Source organism: Cyanobium sp. ATX-6F1 (assembly GCF_047395825.1).
In the GTDB taxonomy this organism is placed as follows: domain Bacteria; phylum Cyanobacteriota; class Cyanobacteriia; order PCC-6307; family Cyanobiaceae; genus ATX-6F1.
Genome location: NZ_JBCEBF010000003.1, coordinates 860549 through 884108, shown reverse-complemented (window position 1 = coordinate 884108; position 23560 = coordinate 860549). Strand labels below are relative to the sequence as shown.

Here is a 23560-nt window from a genome sequence, read left to right as displayed (position 1 = left end):
ACGATGACGTCCTCGGCAGTTCAGGTGAGCATTCATCCCACCGCGGTGGTCGACCCCCGCGCCGAGCTCGAGGCCGGCGTGGTGGTGGGTCCGTACACGGTGATCGGTCCCGATGTGGTGATCGGCGCCGGCAGCACCCTGGGACCCCACGTGGTGATCGATGGTCACGTGCGCATGGGCAAGGGCAACAGGATCTTCCCTGGGGCCTGCATCGGCCTGGAACCCCAGGATCTCAAGTACAACGGCGCCCCGACCGAGGTGGTGATCGGGGATGACAACGCCATCCGCGAGTGCGTCACGATCAACCGCGCCACCGCCGAAGGGGAGCAGACCCGGATCGGCAGCGGAAATCTGCTGATGGCCTACAGCCATCTGGGTCACAACTGCCAGCTGGGTGACCGCATCGTGGTGGCCAACAACGTCGCCATCGCCGGCCATGTGCTGATCGGTGATCGGGCGGTGATCGGCGGGGTGCTCGGCATCCACCAGTTCGTGCAGATCGGCACGTTGGCGATGGTGGGCGGCATGAGCCGCATCGATCGGGACATCCCTCCGTTTGCGATCGTCGAGGGCCACCCTGGCCGGTTGCGGGGGCTCAACCGCGTGGGCCTGAAGCGCAGCGGCCTTGATCGTCAGGACGGTGGCGAACAGCTGCGCCAGCTGCAGGAGGTCTGGAACATGATCTACCGGAGCGATTGGGTGCTGGCCGAAGCCCTGCGCCAGGTGCGCGCGCTTGAACTGTTGCCCGCCTCCGAGGAATTGTGTGCCTTCCTGGAGGCGTCGATCCAGCCCGGCCGCCGGGGTCCCTTGCCTGCCCAGCGTTCATGAGCCGACTGCTGATCAGCACCGGTGAGGTGTCCGGGGACCTCCAGGGCGGCCTGCTGATCGAAGCGCTCCACAAGGAGGCCCGGCGGCGGGGCCAGCCCCTGGACATCGTCGCCCTCGGGGGGAGCGCATGGAGCGGGCCGGTGCCCTGCTCCTGGCCAACACCGCGTCGATGGGCTCGATCGGCCTCTGGGAAGTGCTGCCGCTCGTGCTCCCCACCCTGCGGCTGCAGCGGCGGGTGGGCCGCTGGTTGAGGGATCACCCCCCGATGGCCTGGTGCTGATCGACTACGTCGGCGCCAACGTCAACCTGGGCCGCCGGCTCAAACGCCTCAGCCCCAGCCTGCCGATCATCTACTACATCGCCCCCCAGGAATGGGCCTGGCGTTATGGCGAGGGCAGCACCACCCACCTGATCGCCTTCACCGACCGGATCCTGGCGATCTTTCCCGAGGAGGCACGCTTCTACGCCGCCCAGGGCGCCCGGGTGAGCTGGGTGGGCCACCCCCTGCTCGACACCCTGGAGGAGCAACCCAGCCGTGGGGACGCCCGGCGCCAGCTGGGACTGAGCGGCGACGAGCAGCTGCTGCTGGTCTCGCCCGCGTCCCGAGCCCAGGAGCTGCGTTACCTGCTGCCCCCGTTGGTGGCGGCGGCGGCCCGGCTGCAGCGCCGCTTCCCGCAGCTGCGCGTGATCGTGCCGGCGGGTCTGGCGGGCTTTGAGGAGCCCCTGAAACAGGCCGTGGCGGCGGTGGGCCTCGACGCCACGGTGGTGCCGGCCGCGGAAGCCAACCGTCTGCGTCCGGTGCACTGCGCGGCGGCCGACCTGGCCCTGACCAAATCGGGCACGGTGAATCTGGAGCTGGCCCTGCGCGGCGTTCCGCAGGTGGTGGGCTACCGGGTCAGCCGGCCCACGGCCTTCGTGGCTCGCCATCTGCTTCGCTTCGCGGTGCCCCACATTTCCCCGGTCAACCTGGTGCTTGATGAGCGGCTGGTGCCGGAGCTGCTGCAGGAAGGCCTCACGGCTGAAGCCATCGAAGCGGCGGCGGCGCCGCTGCTGGAGGATGGTCCGGCGCGTCAGCGCATCCTCGAAGGCTATGGGCGTCTGCGCTGCGCCCTTGGGGAGCCGGGGGTCACCCAGCGGGCGGCGGCGGCGATCCTGGACCAGTTGCCTGCCTCTGCCCTCCCCTCCATCTCGGCCGCCTGAATGGAACCAGCCTCCCGATCGATCCTGCGCCCGATCGCCCTGGCTCTGGTGCTGCTGCTGACTTTCGTGGCGCCGGCCCAGGCGGCGATGGAGGAGGCGGTGTTCGCCGGTGGCTGCTTCTGGTGCCTGGAGCACGACCTGGAGGGCTTACCTGGGGTGCTCGAGGCGGTCAGTGGCTACAGCGGTGGCCCGGGGAGCAAGCCCACCTACGCCCAGGTGTCGGCGGGGGGCACCGGCCACCAGGAAAGCGTCAAGGTGCGGTTCGATTCGGCCCGGCTCAGCTATCCCACCCTGCTGCGCAGTTACTGGCGCAACGTGGACGCCCTCGATGGGGGAGGTCAGTTCTGCGACCGGGGTGATTCCTACCGCCCGGTGATTTTCACCAGCGGCGCCAGCCAGGCGGAGCAGGCCCGCGCCAGCCTGCTCGCCGCGGCGCGCGAATTGAAACGCCCTCCCGCGGCGTTGAAGGTGCAGATTCGCCCGGCTGCAGCGTTCTGGCCCGCCGAGGAGTATCACCAGAACTTCGCTGAACGCAACAGCCTCAAATACAACTACTACCGCTGGTCCTGCCGCCGTGACAGGCGTCTTGACCAGCTCTGGGGCTCAAAGGCCCGCACCGCCACTCCCTGGAGTGCCCCGGCGAAGTGACCATTGTCGACGCCGATGGGCCCATCCACTGGAGCGTGATCCGTACATTTGCCCAGGCCCATGGGCCCTGACGCCCTTAGCGTGATGGCAGCGCAACGCCCGTTGGCGATGTATCTGCTGACGATCAAGGAAGGCCTGCATACCCGCCATGTGGGTCCCTACGCAAGCCCCAAGGAAGCGGCCGAAGATCTCGATCGTCTGTTGGCCTCCTGCAGCGATCGCGCCCACTGGCAGATCCACGCCCTGGAATCGCCAGCCGGGCTGCAGAAGCAGGAGGGCCACCCCGGGGGGCGAGGGGCCTCAGCTGGGGTTGCGGGGATAGCCGCGTAGCAGGCCGCTTTCGATCATCAGGCCCACGCCGGCGGTCACGCAGATCAGGCTGAGGGTGCCGTACCAGAACCAGGGGCCGTGGGGCTGGCCGAGGGCCTGCTGGGTCTTGCGCACCACCGCTTCTCCGAACAGGCAAAGCCCCAGGGGCAGCAGCAGCACCCCTGATTGGGCGCGAAGGTACCAACGCAGTTTCTGAACGGCCATGGCTCGGGTCAGACGTCAGCGCAGCCCAACCTAGGCCGGGCCTCCACTCCTCACCCAGTTCACCAGGGTGCGCACGCCGAAGCCCGTGGCCCCGGCTGGATCGAGCCCCCGGCCCTTGTCGCTCCAGACGGTGCCGGCGATGTCCAGGTGGGCCCAGGCCAGATCCGGCCGCACGAACTCCTGCAGGAACAGGGCGGCGGTGATCGACCCCCGGGCCGCGGGCCGGTGTTCTTGAGGTCGGCCACGGGGCTCTTGAGCCCTTCGATGTAGGAGGCCTGCAGGGGCAGGCGCCAGAAGCTCTCGCCCCCATCGCGGCCGGCCGTCACCAGGGCCTCGGCCAGGCTGTCGCTGGGGCTCCAGAGCCCGGCGATTTCCTCCCCCAGGGCGATCACGACGGCTCCGGTGAGGGTGGCCAGGTCGACCACGGCATCCAGTTCCAGCTTGCAGGCATAGACCAGGGCGTCGGCCAGGGTGAGGCGGCCCTCGGCGTCGGTGTTGTTGACCTCGATCGTCTTGCCGTTGGAGGCAGTGACGATGTCGCCGGGGTGGAGGGCGTCGCCGCTGATCATGTTTTCGCAGGCGGCCACGATCATGTGCACCTCGATGCCCTCGGGCTTGAGTTCGGCGATCGCCCGCGCTGCCCCGAGCACGGCGGCGCTGCCGCCCATGTCGTACTTCATCATCTCGATCTGGGAGCCCGCCGTTTTGAGGTTGTAGCCACCGGAATCGAAGGTGAGCCCCTTGCCCACCAGGGCGACCCGGCGGCGCACCTCCCCGGCTGGGTGGTACGTGAGGTGGATGAACTTGGGCGGCAGGCTTGAGGCCTGGCTCACCGCCAGGTAGGCGCCCATGCCCAGGGCCTCGCAGTCGGCGCGCTCCAGCACCTTGAGCTCCAGGCCGAAGTCCCGGGCGATGGCGGCGGCGGTGTCCGCCAGGGCCTGGGGGTGACCACGTTGGGGGGGCCGCCACTAGCTCCCGGGCCAGTTCCACCCCGGCGCAGGTGGCCCCCACGGCCGCCAGAACGCCATCGTGGGCGGCCTCGAAGCCCAGCAGGCTCACACGCTCGGGCAGGGGGCGGGTCTCCGCCTCACTCTTGAAGCGCTGGTCGGCATAGAGGCTCAGGCGCACGGCGCCGGCGATGGCGCTGACCGCCTCCGCTGGCTCCACTCCCGCCAGCGGCAGTGCCAGGCCCAGGTCGGTGCCTCCCGCCGCCAACGACGCCTTGGCGGCGGCGGCGGCGGCCCGCCTCAGGCCGGCCAGATCGAAGGCTTCGGCCTCACCCAGCCCCACCAGCAGCAGGGTGCCGGGGCGGCGTCCCAGCCAGTCGAAACTCAGCACTTCGCCGGGTTTGGCCTTGAAGCGGCGTTGCTCCAGCCGCTCCTTCAGCCCAGGGCCGAAGTGGGCCTCCAGGGCCTCCAGAGTGGTGCCGTCCTCACCGCTGAACAGACCCACCGCCAGGGTGTCACCATTCCCACTGCTGGCCCAGCTGCTGGCATCGGCGGGGGTGCAGCGAAACTCCATCGTTGGGCCAGATCAGACGCCGCGATCGTAGCCAGTGCGCCCCTAGGCATCGCTGCGCCCAGGGTGCTTCGCTCAGGCCGGTTCGGCGTGGAAGGGGTCGCCCAGCGCCGGCGGGTTTCCTTGTTGAAGGGCGGCTGCCAGCGCTGGATCAGGGCCTGCTCCAGCGCCCGCCGGGGCCGAACGGCGGTGGGCACATCGAACCAGAAGCGGATGCTCAGGCGACCCGTGAGCCCCACGCTGGCGGTCGCCTCGCCATAGGCGGCCAGGTAGTCCTTGCAGTCGTGCTCCCCTTCCAGCGCTGCTCGGCGCGGCCCGTTTCGCCGATGTACAGCAGCAGGGGGAGGCCAGATGGGGCGGCTGATCAATCACCACGTAGAGGGCGGCCCCCGCTGGGGGGCGCTGGGCCAGCGCCAGAACTGCAGGTGCTGGGGGGTGAGGGCCAGGGGCGCGAAGGCGGCGGCCAGCTCGGTGGCGCTCACCGCGGCGTGGGCGAACAGAGTGGCCTGGGCCGGTCGCGGTGGGTCTGAAGTGCTGGCCGCCTCGAACAGCGGGCGCTGGAAGGCGATCAGCCGCTGCTGCCACTGCTCCAGTTGGTGGCGCAACAGCGGTAGCTCCGGGGCGGCCGGGGTGGCCCCCAGGGGCAGCGGGGCCTGTGGGTCGAACAGATCCCCCTGGCGAGCCATCTCAGCGGCCCCCCGCTTCGGGTTTCGGCAGCATGGGCCCCACGGGCCCGGTGCCGAAGCGGACCTTGCCGATCAGCGCCTCGACCACATCGGCGGGCAGCTGCAAGCGCTGCTGCAGATCGGCCAGATCCAGGAAGGCCCCCGCTGGCGCTCCCGCAGCAGCCGTTGGTTGCGTTCGCCGGAGAGGCCCAGGCGCCGCTCCAGTTGTTCGCCGCTGGCCTGGTTGAGGTCGAGCGGCGGCGGGCCTGCCTTGGGCGGATCGGTGTACCAGCTGAAGCGCAGCAGAGGCTGCCAGCCCCGCAGCACCGGCTCCGGCAGCTCCAGCAGCCGTTGGAGATCCTCGGGCCCGCTCAGTTGCACCCCGCCCCCTTGGAGCCGCAGCAGCAGGTCCACCTGGCGGGGGTGCAGCCCGGCAGCCGCAACCAGTCGGTGGCGGTGGCCCGGTTCACATCCAGATGCCAGCCCAGGGCGGCGGCGTGGGCGACCTCCTCAAAGCTGCGCAGGCGCAGGGCGGGGTTCTGGCGCAGTTTCAGGGCCAGCAACTCGCGCTCGATCCGCTCGGCCTCCGCCTCTGGAGCACCCCCTGCGGGGGCGGGTTCCGCTCCGGCGCCATGGGTTCGGCCGCGTTCAGCCGGCAGCTGGCCCGTGGCCTCCAGCAGACGGCGGGCGATGGGATCCAACCAGTGGCCCTTGGCCATGGGGCGTGGGATCGCGCTGAACTGGCTGGAAGTTAGCGGCAGCGCCACGGCTGTCATGCCACTGCTTTCGTGCCACTGCTTTCATGCCGCTGCCAGCGCTGGCAACCTTCAGTGATTCGGCCAGTTCACCAGGTCGCGGCAGAGCCCAATCGCCACGGCGTGGGCGCGGTTGCGGGCCTGGAGCTTGAGCAGCAGATTGCTGATGTGGGTTTTGACGGTTTGCTCTGAGACCACCAACGTCTTGGCGATTTCGGGGTTGGTGTAGCCCTTCACCATCAGCTCCAGCACCTCCAGCTCGCGGGCGGTGGGCAGGTCCAGCAGCTCCGGGCCCGCTCCGCGTTGGCTCTCGCGCAGCAGGTCCCGCAGCTCCCGGTCGATGTAGAGGCCACCGCCCACCAGGGACTGGATCGCGTCGACCATCGTGCCCAGGCCCATGCGCTTCTCCAGGCACATGCCGTCGCAGCCGGCCTCCACGGCCCGGCGCAGCAGGGACCGGCGGCGGATATCGGCCAGCAGCAGCAGCACCAGGGAGTCCGGGTATCGCTCTTTGGCGCCGATGGCCAGCTCGATGCCGCAACCCTGCTCGAGGCGGTCACTGGTGATCAGGAGCGTGGGCCGGTGGCGGTCCATCAGGGCGAGGCCCTCCGATTCCGTGGTGGCGCCCCCCACCAGCTCCGGCCGATTGGGATCGGCCAGCAGGATGCTGAGCGTGCTGCGTTTGCCGAAGCAGGCCAGCACCGTGCGGCCCGCGAGCACGGCGTTCAGCTGGGCGTGCGTTTCACGCAACGCCTGTAGTCGGGGCGTGAAATCCATGGGCCATTCTGCTCAGGGGCTTCGGATACGTCTATCCGTACTCCCCAGGGGCGATCACGCCGTTCACAATCGAAACTGCTGCTGGGGCCTGCCTGTTCGATGGCATTTTTCGATTCGGAGATCGTCCAGGAGGAGGCCAAGCGGCTGTTCAGCGATTACCAGCAGCTGATGGAGCTCGGTGGTGAGTACGGCAAGTTCGACCGGGAGGGTAAAAAGCTGTTCATCGAGCGGATGGAGGAGCTGATGGAGCGCTACCAGGTGTTCATGAAGCGCTTCGAGCTCTCGGAGGATTTCCAGGCCAAGCTCACGGTGGAGCAGTTGCGCACCCAGCTGGGCCAGTTCGGGCTCACCCCCGACGGGATGTTCGCCCAGATGAACCTCACCCTGGAGCGGATGCGCAGGGAGCTGGAGGCGAGCCTCTAACGCTTGAGCCGCCATCGGCGGACGGAGCGTGGCTGCCTACGATCCGCCCATCGCAGGGCAGGCATGGCTGTTGGTGGCGCTGGACCTGTTGGGGGCGCTGGACAATCTGCGGACCGTGGGGAGGCGTTGCCGAGCTGGCTGGAGCGTGGCGTGGTCGATCTGTTTCCCTCCGGCGAGCTGGACCACCCCGACCAGCGCCTGGGCGCCCGGCTGGCGGAGGCGCAACGGGAGGGGCGGCCCCTGCGGGTCAAGCTGGGCATCGACCCGACCGGCTCTGATATTCACCTGGGCCACTCAATCCTGTTCCGCAAGCTGCGGGCCTTCCAGGACGCGGGCCACACGGCGGTGCTGATCATCGGAGATTTCACCGCCCGCATCGGCGACCCCACCGGCAAGAGCGTCACCCGGGTGCAGCTCTCGGCCGAGGAGGTGGAGGCCAACGCCACCACCTACCTGGTCCAGCTGGGCCAGGGCCAGCCCAGGGACCGTTCGCTGCTGGATTTCGAGACGCCGGGTCGACTGGAGGTGCGGCGCAACAGCGAGTGGCTGGCGGGTCTGGATCTGCCGGCGGTGATCGACCTGCTGGGCACGAGCACCGTGGGACAGATGCTGGCCAAGGAGGATTTTTCCAAGCGCTACGGCAGCGGCACCCCGATCGCCTTGCACGAGTTCCTCTATCCCCTGTTGCAGGGTTACGACTCCGTGGCGGTCCGCTCCGATCTGGAGTTGGGGGGCACCGATCAGAAGTTCAACGTGGCGATGGGCCGCGACCTCCAGCGCCACCACGGCCAGCGGCCCCAGTTCGCCCTGCTGCTGCCGATCCTGCCCGGCACCGATGGGGTGCAGAAGATGAGCAAGAGCCTCGGCAACACCGTGGGGCTCCAGGAGGATCCGCTCTCCACCTACTCCAAGCTGGAGAAGGTTCCCGATGCGGCGGTGGAGGCCTACCTGAACCTGCTCACCGATCTGGATCTGGCGGAGCTGCCGGCCAACCCGCGGGAGCGTCAGAAGGCCCTGGCCCTGGCGATCACTGCCGGCCTGCATGGGGAGGCGGCGGCCCTTGCGGCCCAGGCCGATGCCGGGCGGCTGGTGGCGGGGGCCGGCGGCGGTGGTGTGGCCGATGCCGAGGTGCAGGAGGTTTCGCTGGCCGCCGTGAACTTCCCGGCCAAGGCGTTTTATCTGCTGGCCGCCCTTGGGCTCTGCGCCAGCAGCAGTGAGGCCCGGCGCGCGATCCAGGGCGGCGGCGTGAAGCTCGACGGCGAAAAGCTGGCCGATCCCAACCAGGAATTCGGCGCTGCTTCCGAACTGGCGGGCAAGGTGTTGCAGCTGGGCAAAAAGACCTTCCGGCGCCTGGTGGCCCGATGATCAGCGCCCCTGATCTCGCCGAGCGGATCATCCTGGCCCTGGATCGCCCGGATGCCGAAACCGCCCTGGCCCTGGCCAGGGCCATCCCCGAGCTGCGCTGGGTGAAGGTGGGTCTGGAGCTGTTCTGCGCCGCCGGTCCCGATGTGGTGCTTCAGCTGCGGGAGCGCGGCCTGCGGGTGTTCCTCGATCTCAAATTCCACGACATCCCCGCCACCATGGCCGGGGCCTGCCGCAGCGCCGCCCGGCTGGGGGCGGAGTTGATCACCGTGCACGCCTGCGCAGGCTCGCAGGCCCTCTCGGCCGCCCAGGCGGGGGCCTTGGAGGGGGCGGGCGCCGCGGGGCTGGCGGCCCCAACGCTGCTGGCGGTCACCGTGCTCACCAGCTGGGATCCCGCCCGCTTCGCCGCCGAGTTGCAGGTGGCTGAACCCCTGGCGGCCCACCCGCAACCCTTCACCCTGGTCACACCTGGCATTCGCCCCGCCGGCAGCGCCACGGCTGATCAAGCCCGGGTGATGACCCCCAGCGGGCGATCGCCGCCGGCGCCAGCTACTTGGTGATCGGGCGGCCGATCAGCGCGGCCTCCGATCCGGCGGCCGCCTTTGCCGCCTGTTGCCAGGAGCTTCAGTCGCCAGACTGACGCGATTGCGCTGATCCGTTGACGCTGGGACTGATCACGATCGAACTGGGCTGCGATCTGGAGGTCCAGTGCGCCCAGGACACACCGATGCTGCTGCTGATGCACGTGCACAGCAGCCGGCTGCTGGATCTGATCGGCTTTGAGCAGATCAGTTCAGAACCCCCAGCGCGGGCACCTTTGTGCTGGACGAGGAGGGCAACCGCTTCTGGCGCCTGGTGGCGCCCGCCGGCACGAGCACGATCCAGCTGCGGGCGCACGTCCGCGACTGTGGGCTGCCTGAGCCCGTGGCGCCAGGGGCCCCCCAGGCCCCCGTCGAGGAGCTGCCGGTGCAGTGCTACCCCTACCTGCGGGCCAGCCGCTACTGCGAAAGCGATCTGCTGGCCCCGATGGCCTGGTCGCTGTTCGGGGCCACCCCGCCTGGCTGGGAGCGGGTGCAGGCCATCTGTGACTGGGTCCATCGCCGTCTGCTCTTCGATCCTTCGGCGGCGCGCTCCAGCAAAACCGCCCTGGAGGCCGAGCGGGAGGGCCGGGGCGTGTGCCGTGATTTCGCCCATCTGGCGGTGGCCTTCTGCCGCGCCCTCAACATCCCGGCGCGCTACTGCACCGGCTACATGGGCTACACCGGTGTGGAGGAGAGCCCGGAACCGATCGATTACTCGGGCTGGTTCGAGGCCTACCTGGGGGGATGCTGGTTCACCTTCGACGCGCGCACCAACCAGCCCCGCATCGGCCGGGTGCTGGTGGGGCGAGGTCGCGATGCCGCCGATGTGCCGATTCTCCAGTCGTTCGGCAGCCATGACCTCAACAGCTTCCGTGTGATCACGATCGCGCGCGAACTGGAGCCGGATCAGGCGGACACGACCTCCCTGGGCACCAGCTCGCCGTAGAGCTGCTCGAGGGCGTCGATGTTGCGCTTCAAGGTGTAGCGCTCCAGCACCCGCTCCCGCCCGCGCCGGCCCAGTTCGGCCGTGAGCACGGGCTGGTCCCGCAGCACCGGCAGCAGGGTGCGCAGCTGGGTGGTGACCCCCTGGGTGCTGATCACGATGCCGGCGCCCCCTCCAGCACCTCCCCATCGGCGCCGGCATCGGTGGCCACGCAGGCGGTGCCGCTGGCCATCGCCTCCAGCAGCGCGAGCGAGAGTCCCTCCACCAGCGACGGCAGCAGGAACACCTCGGCCTGCTGCAGCAGGGCAATGCGGCGATCCAGATCCGGTTCGTAGCCCCACCAGAGCAGGTCGTCCCCATCACTGCCGGCCTGGAGTCCGTTGCGCAGGGGGCCGTCGCCCACGATCACCAGCCGGCAGCCCTCGGGTCGCACCAGCCGCCAGGCGCGGATCAGGGCCTCCACGTTCTTCTCTGTGGAGATGCGCCCCATGTAAAGGAACAGGCGCCGATCCCCCAGCCGTTGGTGCAGCTCCGCCAGCGCTGGACTGGGCCCGAGCGCCGAAGGGCGCCAGGCGTCGACGTCGACGCCGTTGGGAATCACCGCCAGCCGATCGTCTTTCACCCCCAGCCGGGAGAGCACCTCGGCCTGCAGATCGGAGAACACGATCACCCGGTCGCAGCGGGCCAGGGTGGGCGCATAGAGCTGGTAGGTGAGCTGCTGGGTGCCGGCGGTGAGGTTGCGCAGGCCGGCGTCGAAGGCGGGGTGGAAGGTGGCCACCAGGGGCAGTCCGAGCTGCTGGCAGAGGTCCGGCAGGAGGAAGTCCAGGGGCGAGAGTGTGAGGCTGGCATGCACCACATCGGGCCGCAGGCGCTCGAGCGATTCGCGGAACTCCCGCTGGGCCCCCGGAGACGGGATCGTGTACACCTGGGATTTGACCAGGTAAGGCAGGGCCACCTCGGGGGATTCACCGGGTTCCAGGGCGTTCGGGGCCCAGTGGAACAGCTGATCACCCAGATGCCCGAATTGGCCGAGCCCCTTGAGCTGCTGGGCGGCCGAGGTGTCGAAATGAATGAAGCTGATCTGGTGGCCCCGCTGGCGCAGGGCGTGGGTGGTGCTGAGGCCGTAGGTGACGTTGCCGCAGAAGGGAGATTTCTTGCCTAGCCAGGCAATGTGAGCCACCGGGGCCGCGCTTCATTCCAGCGAAAACGTTAGCAGCGCTCCCAGGGGCGCTCCAGCAGGGCGGCCAGCACGGCCAGGGCCGCCAGGGCCCAGAGCACCGGCAGCAGGCCGTAGCGGCTCACCACCGCCCCCGCCAGCACCAGCGGCAGGCTCAGGGCGATGTTGATCATGTTGTTCTGCAGGCCGAACACCTTGCCCCGCAGGCTTTCCGGGGTGTCCTCCTGGATCGTGGTCTGGGCCGGAATCGCCAGCATCGCCGCCCCCACCCCGAGCAGCCCGCAGAGCACCAGGGTGATCACCAGATTGCCGCGCACCTGCCCCAGCAGCACCAGGGAGAAGGCGATCGTGCCCAGACCGGCAGCAGCCAGGCGACGGCGGCTGAAACCGTGGCCCACCTGCGCCACCGCCAGGGCCCCCAGGGCCAGCCCGACGCCGCTCATCGCCAGCAACACCCCGAACTGGGTGGGGCCGAGGCTCTCGATCGTGGAGGCCAGGCTGATCGCCAGCACGTAGAGGGCCGCCAAAAGGCTGTAGAGCAGCACCAGCTGGAGAATGGCGTTGCGCACGCTGGCCCGGTCGCGCAGCACCTCGAAACCCTCGCCGATCTCGCTCCACACCGTCGTCGTGCTGGCCGGTCGTGGTCTCTCCTCCAGCTTGATCGTGCCGAGCACCAGGGCGGCCAGGCCGTAGCAAAGGGGCAGCAGCAGGAATTCGCCGTTCTGCAGACCCACGTGGGACAGCAGGTTGCGCAGCAGGCGCAGCAGGGGATCGCCGAGGGCAAAGCCGACGATCGTGGCCCCCATGCTGGAGGCCTGGTAAAGCGAATTGGCCGCCAGCAGCTGGGGCTGGGGCACCAGCAACGGGATGGCCGCCTGCTCGGCTGGGGCGAAGAACTGGGTCAGCACCGACTGCAGGAAGGTGATCGCCACCAGGCCCCAGTAGCCCCAGCTCAGGCCCAGCCAGTGGGGACCATCAATCAGGCAGAAGGGCACCAGCAGGGTGAGGCCGGCCCGCAGGCCGTTGGAGGCGACCATCACGCTGCGCTTGGGCCAGCGGTCGGCCCAGACCCCGGCCACCAGGCCGAAGACCATCGCCGGCACCGTGTTGGCGACGTAGATCCCCGTGGCCAGCAGGGTGATCATCTGGGCCCGGGTTTCCAGATCCATGCGCAGCACCGTGGCCGCCTCGGCCAGGGCGCCGCTGCTCAAGGGTGTGTCCGTCACCCAGTACTGGGCGATCAGGAACACCATCAAAACGATGTAGAACTTGTCCGCCAACTGGGAGAGCACCTGGCCGCACCACAGCCGCCGGAACTCCGGGAGGGCGAGCACCGCCTGCAGGCCGGCTGTTCGTTGGCCCTCCACCGGTTCAGGAGAGGGAGAGGCACCGGTTGGAGGGAGAGCGCTCAAGGCTTGGTTGATCGTGCGTTCATGATCGCCCAGCGCCCGGTGGCAGCGGGTGGTCCGGAGCGAAGCAGATCCGCAGCAGGCCCAGGGAGCGGCTGCGCCGGTCCAGGTGTTCGCCGCACCACAACTCAATCACTTGCAGCAACCGCAGCCAGACCAGCTCGGGACCCATCAGCTCGCCGGCACGCGTGCGGGGCAGGGCCGGCCGGGTGAGGCGCTGCAGCAGGGCCAGTTCGGAAGCGTTGAGCATCAGCAGGGCGCCGGGCACCGCCCCGATCACCAGGCCCTCAGCGGGCAGCAGGCTGCAGCGCCAGCTCCAGTCGCCCAGGGGGGCTCCAGGGCAGAGCCGCTGCGGGAGCAGCGCTGCAGGGGCAGGGCATAACCCCCTAGGGCCAGCAGGTGCACGTGCGCCTGGACACTGATCGCCAGGGCTTCGAGGCTGCCTTGGCGTTCGCTCACGACGGTCTCGAGCCGGCCCAGGTGCATCAGCAGGTCGTCGAGGGCGCCGGGCACTCCCTCGCCACTGGGCACCAGCTGCAGGGCCAGCTCCGCCAGGGACTGGGCCGCGGCCAGGGCCTCCAGGCGCCCCGCCAGGTTGGCGTAGCTGCGCGCCACCGTCAGCTGCCGCACCCGGGCCAGGCCGCGGCCGCCGCCCACCTGAAGCCGCAGCAGCACCAGGGGCACGGCCGCCGCCAGGCTGCTTTTCGGCCGCCGGGCCCCGGGCACCGCCAGGCGCACCAATCCCTCCTCGGCGCTGAGCAGGGTCAGGAGCCGGTCGTTCTCCCCCAGGGCCCCGCACTTGAGCGACAGCCCCTCCAGGATCCGCTCGGGGCTCATGGCGAGGCGTCCATCGCGTCAGCCGTCCGGCTGGATGGGGCCCCGGCGCAGGGCCTGCATCAGGGCCACCCCGCGGCTGGTGCCCAGCCGGCTCGCCCCCGCCTCCACCAGGGCGATCGCCTGCTCCACATCGGCGATGCCGCCGGAGGCCTTCACGGCCGCCCGGCCCCGGGCCAGCTGGCGCAGCTGCTGCACCTGCTCCACGCTGGCCGGCGGCCCGAAGCCGCTGCCGGTCTTGAGGAAGGCTGCGCCGGCGTCGATCGCCACCTCCACCAGCAGGGCCAGGGTTTCAGCGTCGTGGCGACCCGCCTCCAGAATCACCTTCACCGGCAGCCCGAGCGCCACGATTCCAGCCAGCTCCTCGCAGACAGCCGAGGCGTTGCCGTCGGCCAGGGCCCCGAAATCGGGCACCACATCGAGTTCATCGGCCCCCTGGGCGGCCGCCCATTCCGCCTCCTGCTGTTTGATCTCCGCGGGGATGGCGCCGAAGGGAAAGCCCACCACCGACACCAGCTTCACCGGGGTGGCGGCCCCCAGGCGTTCCCGGGCCACGGGCAGCCAGCGGGAGGCCACGCAGACCCCGGCAAAACCGAAATGACGGGCCTCATCGCAGATGCGCTCGATCGCCTCGTGGCCCTGGTGAGGGTCCAGCAGGGAGTGGTCGATCAGGGGGGCGAGGTCGGGTCGGTCGCGGGCCACGGCGGGGGTGCGCCCGGACCGGGCGCTTCGGGATCAGGATTCTCGCGGTTGGATCACTCCGTAGCCGCCGTGGTTGCGCCTGTAGACCACCTGAATCGTGCCGCTGGCCGCATCACGGAAGAGGTAGAAATCGTGATCGATCAACTCCAGTTGGTGCAGGGCGTCTTCGATCGACATCGCCGGCATGGCGAAATACTTGCGCCGCACGGCCGGCACCGGAAGCTCGGCCACACGGCCCTTGGTGAGATCGCCTTCGATCGGCAACTCCTCCAGGAGCTCCTCGGTGCTGGGGGCGTGGTGGTGACCATGCAGGCGCTCCTTGTAGCGGCGCAGCTGGCGGCTGAGCTTGTTCGCCACCATGTCGATGCTGGCGTAGAGGTTCTCGCTGCGTTCCTGGGCGCGGATCACCACGCCGTTGGCGAACACCGTGACCTCGGCGGTCTGCTGGGGTACCCGTGGGTTGCGGGCCACCGAGAGGTGCACGTCGGCTTCCTTGACCAGCCCGTTGAAATGGCCGATCGCCCGGCCGAGCTTGTCTTCGGTGTAGTCGCGGATCGCGGAGGTGACCTCCATGTTGCGACCGTGGATCAGAAGCTTCATGCCAACACTCCCTCTGAGGTGGGGCTCCCCAACGCTAAGAGCGATCCCCGATGGACCCCAGGCTCGACGCAATCTGTTTTGAACCGCCGGATCCGGTGCCGTTTGAGCGCGCCTGGGCCTGGCAGCAGCAGCTGCAGCAACGGCTGCTGGAGGATCCACAGGCAGCTGAGGCCCTGCTGCTGCTCCAGCACACCCCCTGCTACACCCTGGGCCGCGGCGCCAGTGAGGCGTTTCTGGGCTTCGATCCGCTCGATCCGCCCCTGCCCCTGCACCGCATCGACCGCGGTGGGGAGGTGACCCACCACCTGCCGGGCCAGCTGGTGCTCTACCCCGTGCTCGACCTGCGGCGCCATGGCGCCGATCTGCACCTCTACCTGCGTGACCTCGAGGGGCTGGTGATCGAGGTGCTCTCGGAACTGGGCCTGAAGGGCGAGCGGACCACTGGGCTCACGGGGGTCTGGCTGGAGGGCCGCAAACTGGCGGCGATCGGCGTGGGGGCGAAGCGTTGGATCAGCCAGCACGGCCTGGCCCTGAACGTGGACTGTGGCTTGGAAGGCTTCGAGCGGATCGCGCCCTGCGGCCTCACCGATCGGCCCGTGGGGCGCCTGAGCGATTGGCGGCCAGGGCTGACGGTGGCCGCGCTGCAGCCGCTGGTGAAGGCGGCGGCGGCCCGGCGCTTTCGCCTGAGCTTGCGCCCACCATCCGCCACCGAACTCCTGGAGGGGTTGTAAAAGGAGGACAACCCTCGCAGGACGGCCGGTGAACGCCGAGATCCACTGGCAGGCCGATGCCGCTGACCACCGCGCCCTCGCCGGCCGCACCGACTGGAGCGGGCTCACGGGAATCGAGCAGCTCTGGGGCGCGCTGGAGCGGCTCTACGGCGATGCCCCCGCCCTTGAGGCCCCCATGGCCGCCATCCCGAGCAGCTCACCTACCGGGAGCTGCACCAGCGGATCGAGCAGACCGCCGCGGCCTTTGCAGGCCTGGGCCTGATGCCGGGAGAGCGGGTCGCCCTGTTCGCCGAGAACGGCCCCCGTTGGCTGGTGGCGGACCAGGGGCTGATGCGCGCGGGCGCCGCCGATGCCGTGCGCGGCAGCGCTGCACCGATCGACGAGCTGCTTTACATCCTCGAGGATTCCGGCTCCGTCGCCCTGGTGGTGGAGTCGGCGGCCCTGCTGGCCAAGCTCGGCCCCGGGCAGCCCGCCCTGGCCGGCCTGCGCTTCGTGGTGGTGCTGGAGGGGGAGGCCCCGGCGGCCGCCCCCTGGCCCTGCCTGGATTGGGCGGCGCTGCTGGAGCGGGGTGCGGCCGCCCCGCTGCCGCCGCCGCCACCGGCCGATCCGGAGCGTCTGGCCACGCTGCTCTACACATCGGGCACCACCGGCGCCCCCAAGGGGGTGCCCCTCAGCCACGCCAACCTGCTGCACCAGATCCGCACCCTCGGGGTGGCGGTGAACCCCTCGCCGGGGGATCGGGTGGTGAGCGTGCTGCCGATCTGGCACGCCTACGAACGCACGGCCGAATACCTGCTGCTGGCCTGCGGCTGCCATCAGACCTACACCACCCTCAAGCAGCTGCGCCCCGACCTGCAGCGGGTGCGCCCCAGCTACCTGATCAGCGTGCCGAGGCTGTGGGAGGCGCTGCTCTCGGGTTTCGAGGATGCCCTCGCCGCGATGCCCTCCAGTCGCCAGAAGCTGCTCAAGGGGGCCCTGGCGGTGGGCCGGCTCCATTGCACCGCCCGTCGCCGGGCGCTCGATCTCACCCTCACCCCGGAACCGCCCCTGGCCCGGCTCCAGGGGGCGGCCCTGGCGCTGCTCACCTGGCCGGTGCAGCGGCTGGCGGCGGCGCTGTTCTGGCCGAAGGTGCGCCAGCAGCTCGCCGGTGGCGCCCTGCGCACCGCCATCAGCGGCGGCGGTGCCCTGGCCCCCACGTGGATGGCTTCTTCGAGGTGATCGGGATCGAGTTGCTGGTGGGCTACGGCCTGACCGAAACCAGCCCGGTGCTCACTTGCCGGCGTCCCTGGGCCAACCGCCGCGGCAGCTCCGGCCGCCCCCTGCCCGGCACCTCCATCCGCATCGTCGATCCGGAGAGCCGTGCGCCCCTGGGCTGGGGCGAGCGGGGCCTGGTGCTGGCCAGGGGCCCCCAGGTGATGGCCGGTTACTTCCACAAACCCGAGGCCACGGCCGCCGCCATCGACGCCGAGGGCTGGTTCGACACCGGTGACCTGGGCCTGCTGATTTCCGATGGCTCCCTGGTGCTCACCGGCCGGGCCAAGGACACGATCGTGCTCAGCAGCGGCGAGAACATCGAACCCGGCCCCCTGGAGGAGGCCCTGGCCGCCAGTCCCCTGGTGGAGCAGGTGCTGGTGGTGGGCCAGGACGAGCGCCTGCTGGGGGCCCTGGTGGTGCCCCGCGCCGAACCCCTGAAGGCGTTCCAGGGCCAGCTGGCTGAGGCGTCCGATCAGGCGTTGTTGCGGGCGCTGAAGGGTGAGTTCAACCGGCTGCTGGCGGCCCGGCCCGGCTCCAGGCCCGATGAGCGCCTCGGCGGTGTGGCCCTGGTGGAGCCCTTCACCCTCGAGAACGGCCTGCTCACCCAGACCCTCAAGCAGCGCCGTGACCGCATCGGTGTGCGCGACCGGGCCGCGATCGAGGCCCTTTACGGGCGCTGAGGCCATTGGGCGGTTCACCGCCCCTGGAGGCGATTGACCCCTGGGCCGGTCGGCTGACAGCCTGTGTGCTTGTTGCTCAGCAACCAATGTCGGACGGCTCATCGCTCACGATCAAGCGCACGGTCACCGTGCGGGCGGTGGTGACCCCGCGCTGGAAGGAGGATGCCGAGCGCGAACTCAGCGCCGCAGTCGCCAACAGCGATGCCCAGCTCTCCCAGCTGGAGCAGGAGGGTCAGCAGCTGATCGAGGAGATCCGTCGCCAGAGCGCCAACCCCCTCGACCCCCGGGTGGGCGAGCAGGTCAATTCGGTGCACCAGCAGGTGGCCGCCAAGCGGGCCGAGCTGGAGGAACAGAAGCGCACGCTGCTGGAGCAGCAGCGTCAGGTGCAGGAGCTGGAGTTCGAGCAGATCGTCGAGCAGGGCCAGCTGGAGAGCAGCACCAAGGTGAAGGTGGGCGACAACCTGGTGGAGAAGCTGCAGGTGGCGCTGGTGGTGCGCGACGGCATCGTCGAGGCAATCGAAGGTCAGCTCTGAGCTGATCGCGCCAGGGCGCACCCGTAAAATCACGCACACCACCCGTGCGGGATCAAGCGTTGGCGACCCACGAAGATGCCTAAATCCTGTCTCCGCAGGGCTCATGCATCTGGAACAAGGGTTGGAACACAGGCTTAGGTGCGATAAAGTCGGGTTGCCACTAGCCATGGGGGAATGCGGTTGGAACAGAACTTGGACTGTTCCAACCGCGTTTGAACTTGCCAATGCCAAAGATTGAAACAAAAGAACCAACCCTTAATGGGCAGGCATATGTAATTAAATATGCCGAGAGAAGCTGTTTTTATTTACGGGTTAACAGAGGTAATAAAAGGTATACAAATATTTCTCTGAACACTTCTGATATAAGGCAAGCACATAAGAATGCGCTTTCAGCCTATGTCAAAGTAGAGAGTGACCCGCCAAAGTCAAAGACCAGAAAGCTAAGCATTGATAAGGTTTGTGAAGAATATCTTAAAGAAAAAGAAAACGATGTTCGCAGGGGTCAATTGGCTGCTGGCTCACACGATTCATATTCTCAGAGGATATATCAGAGAATCATTCCCTATTGCAGAAGTGTGGGCATAATTTCTATTAGTGATATCTCTAAAAATGCATTCGCTGAATATGCAGGGTTCTATTTAGATATCAAGACAAAGGGTAAGTGGAAGTCGGAAACTTCTGGTCTTTCAACAGGCACTATCAACAGCGATCTCACGACTCTAAAGGCAATAATAAATTGGATGGTTAAAAAGGAGTTGCTGGACCCGAAGAAAAAGCCAGAAATAGATAAGCTGAAAGATCGCACTAACTATAGGGATGAAGCAAACCCTGCCTTTCTCCCAGACGACTGGACAAAGTTTTGCTCCGAGCTATATGGTTTCGAAAAAAATATCAAGGATCAGGAAGTATTATGGAAAAGACGATGGTTTATTCATTGGGTTCGCTTCCAGTTCCAGAGTGGCTGTAGACCTCATGAAACCGCACAAATCCTCTGCGGAATCGACGAGAAACTTAGGCGCAAAGATCAAAAGCTAACCGGCATCGTGACCGTTAGCAATACATCAAAAACAGGAGGCAGAGAAGTTGTGATGAACTGGCATACTATTCAAAGTATTAAAAGTCATCTCACTAAAGGCATAAAAATACGCAATGAACAAATTGAAGTATACAATAAAAAGGTCCTTGCAGGAGAAGTTAAGGATAAAAAGGGCAAAGTGATCTCCGAGACCCTCCCACAAATTCCTCAAAGAGGTAGAGACGACTTATTAATGATGAATCCATTTTTTGAAAATCGGACAACATATCACATGGAACATATTAGACAGTGGTTTAATCGAGTTTTGTCTAAGTGTGAATTTGATCGAAGATATACTCTGTATTCGCTCCGTGCTACGCATATATCATTCGCACTTTTGGATGGTCAAAGAGTTGACCTCGTAGCGAAGAACTGCGGGACATCAATGACAATGATCCAGAAAACATATGATGGGCTTTCTAGTAGGTTCCACTTTGAATCTCTTGGGCTTTTTCAGGAATCCGTATCTAGCCCCGCCAAGGCAGGTAAATTATTGCTTGACTAATTACTTGCCTAGGACTGCCTGATAGGGCGTTATACGGTCAGTTGCACTAGTGCCACTTCGCACAAGTATCTCTCCTTGAGATGTCACTGAGACTAATACTTGAGTTGGATTACTGTATCTATTCAGTGCAATATGTCCTAATCAGGTGGATCTTCAAACAGGGTGAAGGCGCTATTTATAACATCATAATCGTCATCATCTAGATCCTCTAGTTCAGCTAGTTCCATTGCGTCATCGTAAGTTAATGGATAAAACGGATTAGGAGGAGGTCCATCAAGGGAAAACTCTTCATGCTGGAAATTGTGGTTATTCATAGTCCCAAAAGATTTATTTCTTGAGTTTGTCGTATTGGTCTTTGACGTAATCCTTTATATACTCATCTGGTTTTCTTCTATTCCTTTTTGCAATTTCTTCTAACATCAAGTATTCAACCTGATTTAATTGTATTGTTTTCATTGAGTTATCCCTTCAGGCAATGGAACATTGCAAGTATTTAAATGATTACCTTCTTTTCTTATTAGGAACTTAATCAGGTCAGATTTATTAAGCCTGTAGTGTGAGCATAGATTGTCCCGTATAGAACGTATGTAGCTCTCGTGTTGCTTATAGGACAACTGTTCCCTAATTGGTTTTGCTGAATTCATATTGCATTCTTGTGTAGGCTATGACTATTTAGGCTTCATGAAAAGTATAGTATTCATTGCTTAGGCGTCTTAGACCACTAGATCACGAGGAACTAAAGAATGCATAAGTATGTTTTAAAGCATATTATAATTATCCCCTACGGGGATGCCTTCGGCAGGTCTATTGTAGCAAGTAATATGTAACTTAAGGTTGCTTGGAGGAAGAGATCCATCATTGCACTGCGTAGCTATTTAGACATCTGCAATCTTTAAGATAAAGGATGCCTGAACAAGCTGCGTAGTTATTATACACACAATGCTTATATCTGTCAACTTGACGGATGATTTGAATGGCATTAGTCTAGATGTGTTGTAATAAATACATATAAAATATGGAATCTCCTATTGATCAAAGATACCGATTACTGCTGTTGTATCATTATCTGGATGATGCTGCAGAAAAGATTGTTAGACATAAGTGGATTTTTAGGTGTCCTCACTGTGCTCCCATAGCACCTACAGAAGGTAAGAGAACACATCGCAAAGGAGCACTATTTTGGAATTCAGCTAGCAACTCCTGGATCTTCTCCTGTGCGAGGAAGGGCAGTCCATTCTGTCGGGACAACATGGGCTTTCCTCGTTTTATCAGTTCCTTGAATCGAGACCTTGGAGACGCGTATGTTAGAGAGCGTTGGACTTCACGAACTACCGGTAAAGGACATAATTGTCCAAACCCTAAAAGGTATCCCCTAAATAGTAATAGGATACCTGGTTCATCGAATGAAAACAAAGAAGCAAAGGATTACCTTTAAGGATTTCTTGCAGAGAGTAAAATCCTTTATTGATGTTAGCGATAAGCGTCTAGGAGAATCAACCTTCTACATCTTTCGCACAGACACTCATGCTGTGCTTGCTCGAAACATCGAGGGCTATGAGACTGCGAAGGCAAAGGCAAACGCTTTAAGAAAGTCTCACCGGTTAAAGTGGTCCCAGGTAAGCTTCAAGTCTGAAGGAAAAGGGAGTAACACTACTAGTCGAAATAGGATTGATGTTGCCCCTAACTACAATCATTCCAAGAGAACTCACTTTAAGGGTGGGTATGATAAAAGTGGGAATTATTATGATATTGACTAATATAGTTAAAAGCTAATAAATTTTGGTTGTGCTAATCTGGAAACTTGAATCTTATTCCTTTTTCGTTTTCGCTGATAATTACATTTGTCCCAAAGCTGCCATCGACTTTTCTGTAGTCAATGAACAAATATTTAAAAAATTCGCATGATATCTGACGATCAGTCAGAACTATAGGTTTTGTTAGTACACCCTTAGTAGACGTGAAGGTCGAGTTGATTGCCACTGGCAGATCTTCGTATGTGTTTCTAGTGATTTTACCTGTCGACGAAATTGCGACATAAGTCAAGTTGGAGTTATAGTGAGTTATGTAAGTTGTTATCTTTTTGCCATTTTGTGATTTGACTAATACAAGATCCCTTATAAACTCACCGTTGTTTTCGCTGGCTTTGCTAAAAGAGGCTTTCATCCCTTTCGTGGCGAGCTCATCACAGTCTTTGCTTACAGATTCTGGCAGAAAGGAACAGCTCGAAATTAATGACAGTGTTATTATTGACGCCATCACACGGATTTCTGTATGTACTTTACTCATTTAGGCTGCTAGATGCAGGGTACCTGCTAGTTTATCACATTCATAATTGTTCTCTGATACCTATTTATTGCCAGCGGGAACTTATTTTTTATTGTCTCTGCATTGCCTACCCCCAAAGATCCAACCCAAGTCCCGCCAATGCAGCTGCCCTTCTCAGGCATGAGGATGCGGCAACCTCAGCAGCAGGTGCCTGGGACTTCGACTCCAGCGGTTCCGATGCAACTGCTGAGTAGTGAAGCAGGTCTCCATCAGCAGTAGGGATTGTCAAACGACCCGTCACGACAACCGCACCACCAACCTCTTGCACCGATTGCACTTCCCAGCACCAACCAGGAGCACGGTGATGAAGGTGACGAGCAATGGTGTTCCAGGGGCAGTAGGTGAGAGTGACCGTTCCCTGCTTCCTGCTCTTCAGGTGCCGGGGGTCAATGGGTCGTGAGAGATCGGCAAGGGTTTCGGCAGTGGGTCGAAGAGCAAACTTAGGAGTCGTTGCCTGAGTGCCGTTGCTGGCAGTTTGAAGCATGGTGCTGAATCTCTGTGGATTACTTACGTGATTCTAGTGCATGATGCTAGAGAATGTCAATCAGGCGCTCTCTTGTGTGAGGCAGAGATAGGTGCTCACCATCGGTTTTGCCTGCCCTTGTCTTTGTGCCTGCTGCTGAAGACCCTTGATGGCATCACGAATCTCAGCGGCATAGTCCCAACTCGTTCGGGAGCGTGATTTGAGCATCCATCCACCAGGGGCACGAACACCAAAGCGGAGTTCAGCATCTGAGAAGATCTCCAGCAACTCGGCATCAATGAATTGCTTCTCCTGCTCCAGGTGTTTCAGGGTTTCTGAAATCTCCACTCTCCTGCCAACCATTTGATCCACGCTGAGATCCGCAAGATGCGGGAATGGATCTGCTCCTACGGGGGGCAGGGTCTTCAGTAGGTGCTCCAAGGCACCAGGAGGTAAAGGAGGGGTCATTTTTTGCCGTAGATAGCGCCCTCTTCCACCAATCTGGCGTAGTGGCACTCAATGGCACTCTCCACGATGGATGCAAGGGTTGTGGGTTGATTGGTGCGTTGACGGAATTCCTGTATCGCTGATACCAGTTCCATCGTCTCTTCGCTCAGTCGAATGCCGAACTGCTTGGGGGCGTCTGGATGCTCGTTTGCCATTTCTGCTGGTTTTGGGTTGTAGGAGTTTGACAGCTGACACCGCCAACACCAGCAGGAATCCAAGAATTCATCGTGATGGCACCAGGGCGTGTTCTTCAGCGGCGTTGAATGACTGCTCCATGGTCTGATGACTGGAGAGGGTTCTGGTTTCCCAGCACATCTCCTCGACCTGAGTGCGACGGCAAAGGTCAAAGGTGCCGGTGAAGCGGGAGAACCGGATGGAGAGACCCTCCCGATCGGGGCAGGTGAAATGCCAGGAGAAGGGTGTGATTTGCTGGAGCACTGGGAACCTCTATGGGTTTCGTTGAAATGGGTTGAGAGGGGCGGGTTTCTGTGAACCTCTTGCCCGTCGACGCAATAACTATAGCATAAAAAG

The 23560-nt window shown here is 64.0% G+C and carries 21 protein-coding genes and 6 pseudogenes; 12 read left to right on the top strand and 15 right to left on the bottom strand.

Annotation, left to right across the window (positions count from 1 at the left end; all coding sequences use genetic code 11):
• Positions 1-3: 3 nt before the first annotated feature.
• From lpxA to AAF143_RS16785, 4 genes and pseudogenes are all read left to right on the top strand, one after another.
• A complete protein-coding gene (lpxA, locus tag AAF143_RS16800; protein WP_255008944.1) occupies positions 4-828 on the top strand; it encodes an acyl-ACP--UDP-N-acetylglucosamine O-acyltransferase in 825 nt (274 codons plus the stop codon).
• Positions 825-2028: pseudogene (gene lpxB / locus AAF143_RS16795) on the top strand (lipid-A-disaccharide synthase). Before lpxA ends, lpxB begins: the two are co-directional and overlap by 4 nt.
• Entirely contained in the window at positions 2029-2676 is a 648-nt protein-coding gene (msrA, locus tag AAF143_RS16790; RefSeq protein ID WP_255008946.1) for a peptide-methionine (S)-S-oxide reductase MsrA, read from the top strand.
• Positions 2677-2784: 108 nt separating this feature from the next.
• The gene (locus tag AAF143_RS16785) at positions 2785-3006 is read left to right on the top strand and encodes a hypothetical protein (protein ID WP_255009122.1); all 222 of its coding nucleotides are present in this window, start codon (positions 2785-2787) and stop codon (positions 3004-3006) included.
• Here AAF143_RS16785 and AAF143_RS16780 read toward each other — a convergent pair.
• From AAF143_RS16780 to AAF143_RS16755, 6 genes and pseudogenes are all read right to left on the bottom strand, one after another.
• Positions 2977-3210, bottom strand: coding sequence for a hypothetical protein (locus AAF143_RS16780; RefSeq protein WP_255008947.1), 234 nt, complete (start codon positions 3208-3210; stop codon positions 2977-2979). The genes AAF143_RS16785 and AAF143_RS16780 overlap by 30 nt on opposite strands.
• A gap of 30 nt (positions 3211-3240) precedes the next feature.
• Positions 3241-4731: pseudogene (locus AAF143_RS16775) on the bottom strand (leucyl aminopeptidase).
• An 86-nt stretch (positions 4732-4817) separates the two neighbouring features.
• A pseudogene (locus tag AAF143_RS16770) lies at positions 4818-5414 on the bottom strand (GIY-YIG nuclease family protein); the annotation flags it as partial.
• 72 nt (positions 5415-5486) lie between these two features.
• Positions 5487-5807 (bottom strand): hypothetical protein, encoded by a 321-nt coding sequence (locus AAF143_RS16765; protein ID WP_414027416.1) that lies wholly within the window; start codon positions 5805-5807, stop codon positions 5487-5489.
• Positions 5765-6112, bottom strand: coding sequence for a hypothetical protein (locus AAF143_RS16760; protein WP_414027415.1), 348 nt, complete (start codon positions 6110-6112; stop codon positions 5765-5767). Before AAF143_RS16760 ends, AAF143_RS16765 begins: the two co-directional genes overlap by 43 nt.
• Positions 6113-6220: 108 nt before the next feature.
• Complete coding sequence (locus AAF143_RS16755; protein WP_255008953.1) at positions 6221-6925, bottom strand: response regulator transcription factor; 705 nt, start codon at positions 6923-6925, stop codon at positions 6221-6223.
• 99 nt (positions 6926-7024) lie between these two features.
• On the opposite strand from AAF143_RS16755, the gene AAF143_RS16750 reads away from it, so the two are divergent.
• The 4 genes and pseudogenes from AAF143_RS16750 (at position 7025) to AAF143_RS16735 (ending at position 10237) form a co-directional block, all read left to right on the top strand.
• Positions 7025-7348: a DUF1825 family protein gene (locus AAF143_RS16750; RefSeq protein ID WP_255008955.1), complete on the top strand. Its 324-nt coding sequence runs from the start codon at positions 7025-7027 to the stop codon at positions 7346-7348.
• 63 nt (positions 7349-7411) lie between these two features.
• On the top strand, positions 7412-8713 hold the full coding sequence (gene tyrS / locus AAF143_RS16745; protein ID WP_255008957.1) for a tyrosine--tRNA ligase: 1302 nt from the start codon (positions 7412-7414) through the stop codon (positions 8711-8713).
• A pseudogene (gene pyrF, locus AAF143_RS16740) lies at positions 8710-9350 on the top strand (orotidine-5'-phosphate decarboxylase). The gene tyrS and the pseudogene pyrF overlap by 4 nt, the downstream one beginning before the upstream one ends.
• Before the next feature lie 179 nt (positions 9351-9529).
• The gene (locus tag AAF143_RS16735; RefSeq protein ID WP_414027414.1) at positions 9530-10237 is read left to right on the top strand and encodes a transglutaminase-like domain-containing protein; all 708 of its coding nucleotides are present in this window, start codon (positions 9530-9532) and stop codon (positions 10235-10237) included.
• Here the strand turns inward: AAF143_RS16735 and AAF143_RS16730 are convergent.
• From AAF143_RS16730 to hpf, 6 genes and pseudogenes are all read right to left on the bottom strand, one after another.
• On the bottom strand, positions 10198-10392 hold the full coding sequence (locus AAF143_RS16730) for a hypothetical protein (RefSeq protein ID WP_414027413.1): 195 nt from the start codon (positions 10390-10392) through the stop codon (positions 10198-10200). The two genes, AAF143_RS16735 and AAF143_RS16730, sit on opposite strands and share 40 nt — an antisense overlap.
• Positions 10389-11414 carry a glycosyltransferase family 4 protein gene (locus AAF143_RS16725; protein WP_414027412.1) on the bottom strand — a complete coding sequence of 342 codons (1026 nt, stop codon included), beginning with the start codon at positions 11412-11414 and terminating at the stop codon, positions 10389-10391. The genes AAF143_RS16730 and AAF143_RS16725 overlap by 4 nt, the downstream gene beginning before the upstream one ends.
• A 29-nt stretch (positions 11415-11443) precedes the next feature.
• Positions 11444-12823 (bottom strand): MFS transporter, encoded by a 1380-nt coding sequence (locus tag AAF143_RS16720; protein ID WP_255008962.1) that lies wholly within the window; start codon positions 12821-12823, stop codon positions 11444-11446.
• Positions 12824-12842: 19 nt separating this feature from the next.
• Positions 12843-13657, bottom strand: a pseudogene (recO, locus tag AAF143_RS16715) (DNA repair protein RecO).
• Between the two features lie 18 nt (positions 13658-13675).
• Complete coding sequence (deoC, locus tag AAF143_RS16710; protein ID WP_255008966.1) at positions 13676-14356, bottom strand: deoxyribose-phosphate aldolase; 681 nt, start codon at positions 14354-14356, stop codon at positions 13676-13678.
• A 33-nt stretch (positions 14357-14389) separates the two neighbouring features.
• Positions 14390-14956: a ribosome hibernation-promoting factor, HPF/YfiA family gene (hpf, locus tag AAF143_RS16705; protein ID WP_255008969.1), complete on the bottom strand. Its 567-nt coding sequence runs from the start codon at positions 14954-14956 to the stop codon at positions 14390-14392.
• Between the two features lie 50 nt (positions 14957-15006).
• Between hpf and lipB the strand changes: the two genes are divergently transcribed.
• The 4 genes and pseudogenes from lipB (at position 15007) to AAF143_RS16685 (ending at position 19734) form a co-directional block, all read left to right on the top strand.
• Complete coding sequence (gene lipB, locus AAF143_RS16700) at positions 15007-15687, top strand: lipoyl(octanoyl) transferase LipB (RefSeq protein ID WP_255008970.1); 681 nt, start codon at positions 15007-15009, stop codon at positions 15685-15687.
• 28 nt (positions 15688-15715) lie between these two features.
• Positions 15716-17621, top strand: a pseudogene (locus tag AAF143_RS16695) (AMP-binding protein).
• Between the two features lie 86 nt (positions 17622-17707).
• On the top strand, positions 17708-18154 hold the full coding sequence (locus AAF143_RS16690; protein WP_255008973.1) for a YlqD family protein: 447 nt from the start codon (positions 17708-17710) through the stop codon (positions 18152-18154).
• A 224-nt stretch (positions 18155-18378) separates the two neighbouring features.
• Positions 18379-19734: a phage integrase SAM-like domain-containing protein gene (locus AAF143_RS16685; RefSeq protein WP_255008974.1), complete on the top strand. Its 1356-nt coding sequence runs from the start codon at positions 18379-18381 to the stop codon at positions 19732-19734.
• A gap of 137 nt (positions 19735-19871) precedes the next feature.
• Here the strand turns inward: AAF143_RS16685 and AAF143_RS16680 are convergent, their stop codons facing one another.
• From AAF143_RS16680 to AAF143_RS16670, 3 genes are all read right to left on the bottom strand, one after another.
• Complete coding sequence (locus AAF143_RS16680) at positions 19872-20048, bottom strand: hypothetical protein (RefSeq protein WP_255008975.1); 177 nt, start codon at positions 20046-20048, stop codon at positions 19872-19874.
• Between the two features lie 2555 nt (positions 20049-22603).
• On the bottom strand, positions 22604-22963 hold the full coding sequence (locus tag AAF143_RS16675) for a hypothetical protein (protein WP_255008976.1): 360 nt from the start codon (positions 22961-22963) through the stop codon (positions 22604-22606).
• 23 nt (positions 22964-22986) lie between these two features.
• Positions 22987-23184, bottom strand: coding sequence for a hypothetical protein (locus AAF143_RS16670; protein WP_255008977.1), 198 nt, complete (start codon positions 23182-23184; stop codon positions 22987-22989).
• Between the last annotated feature and the right edge of the window lie 376 nt (positions 23185-23560).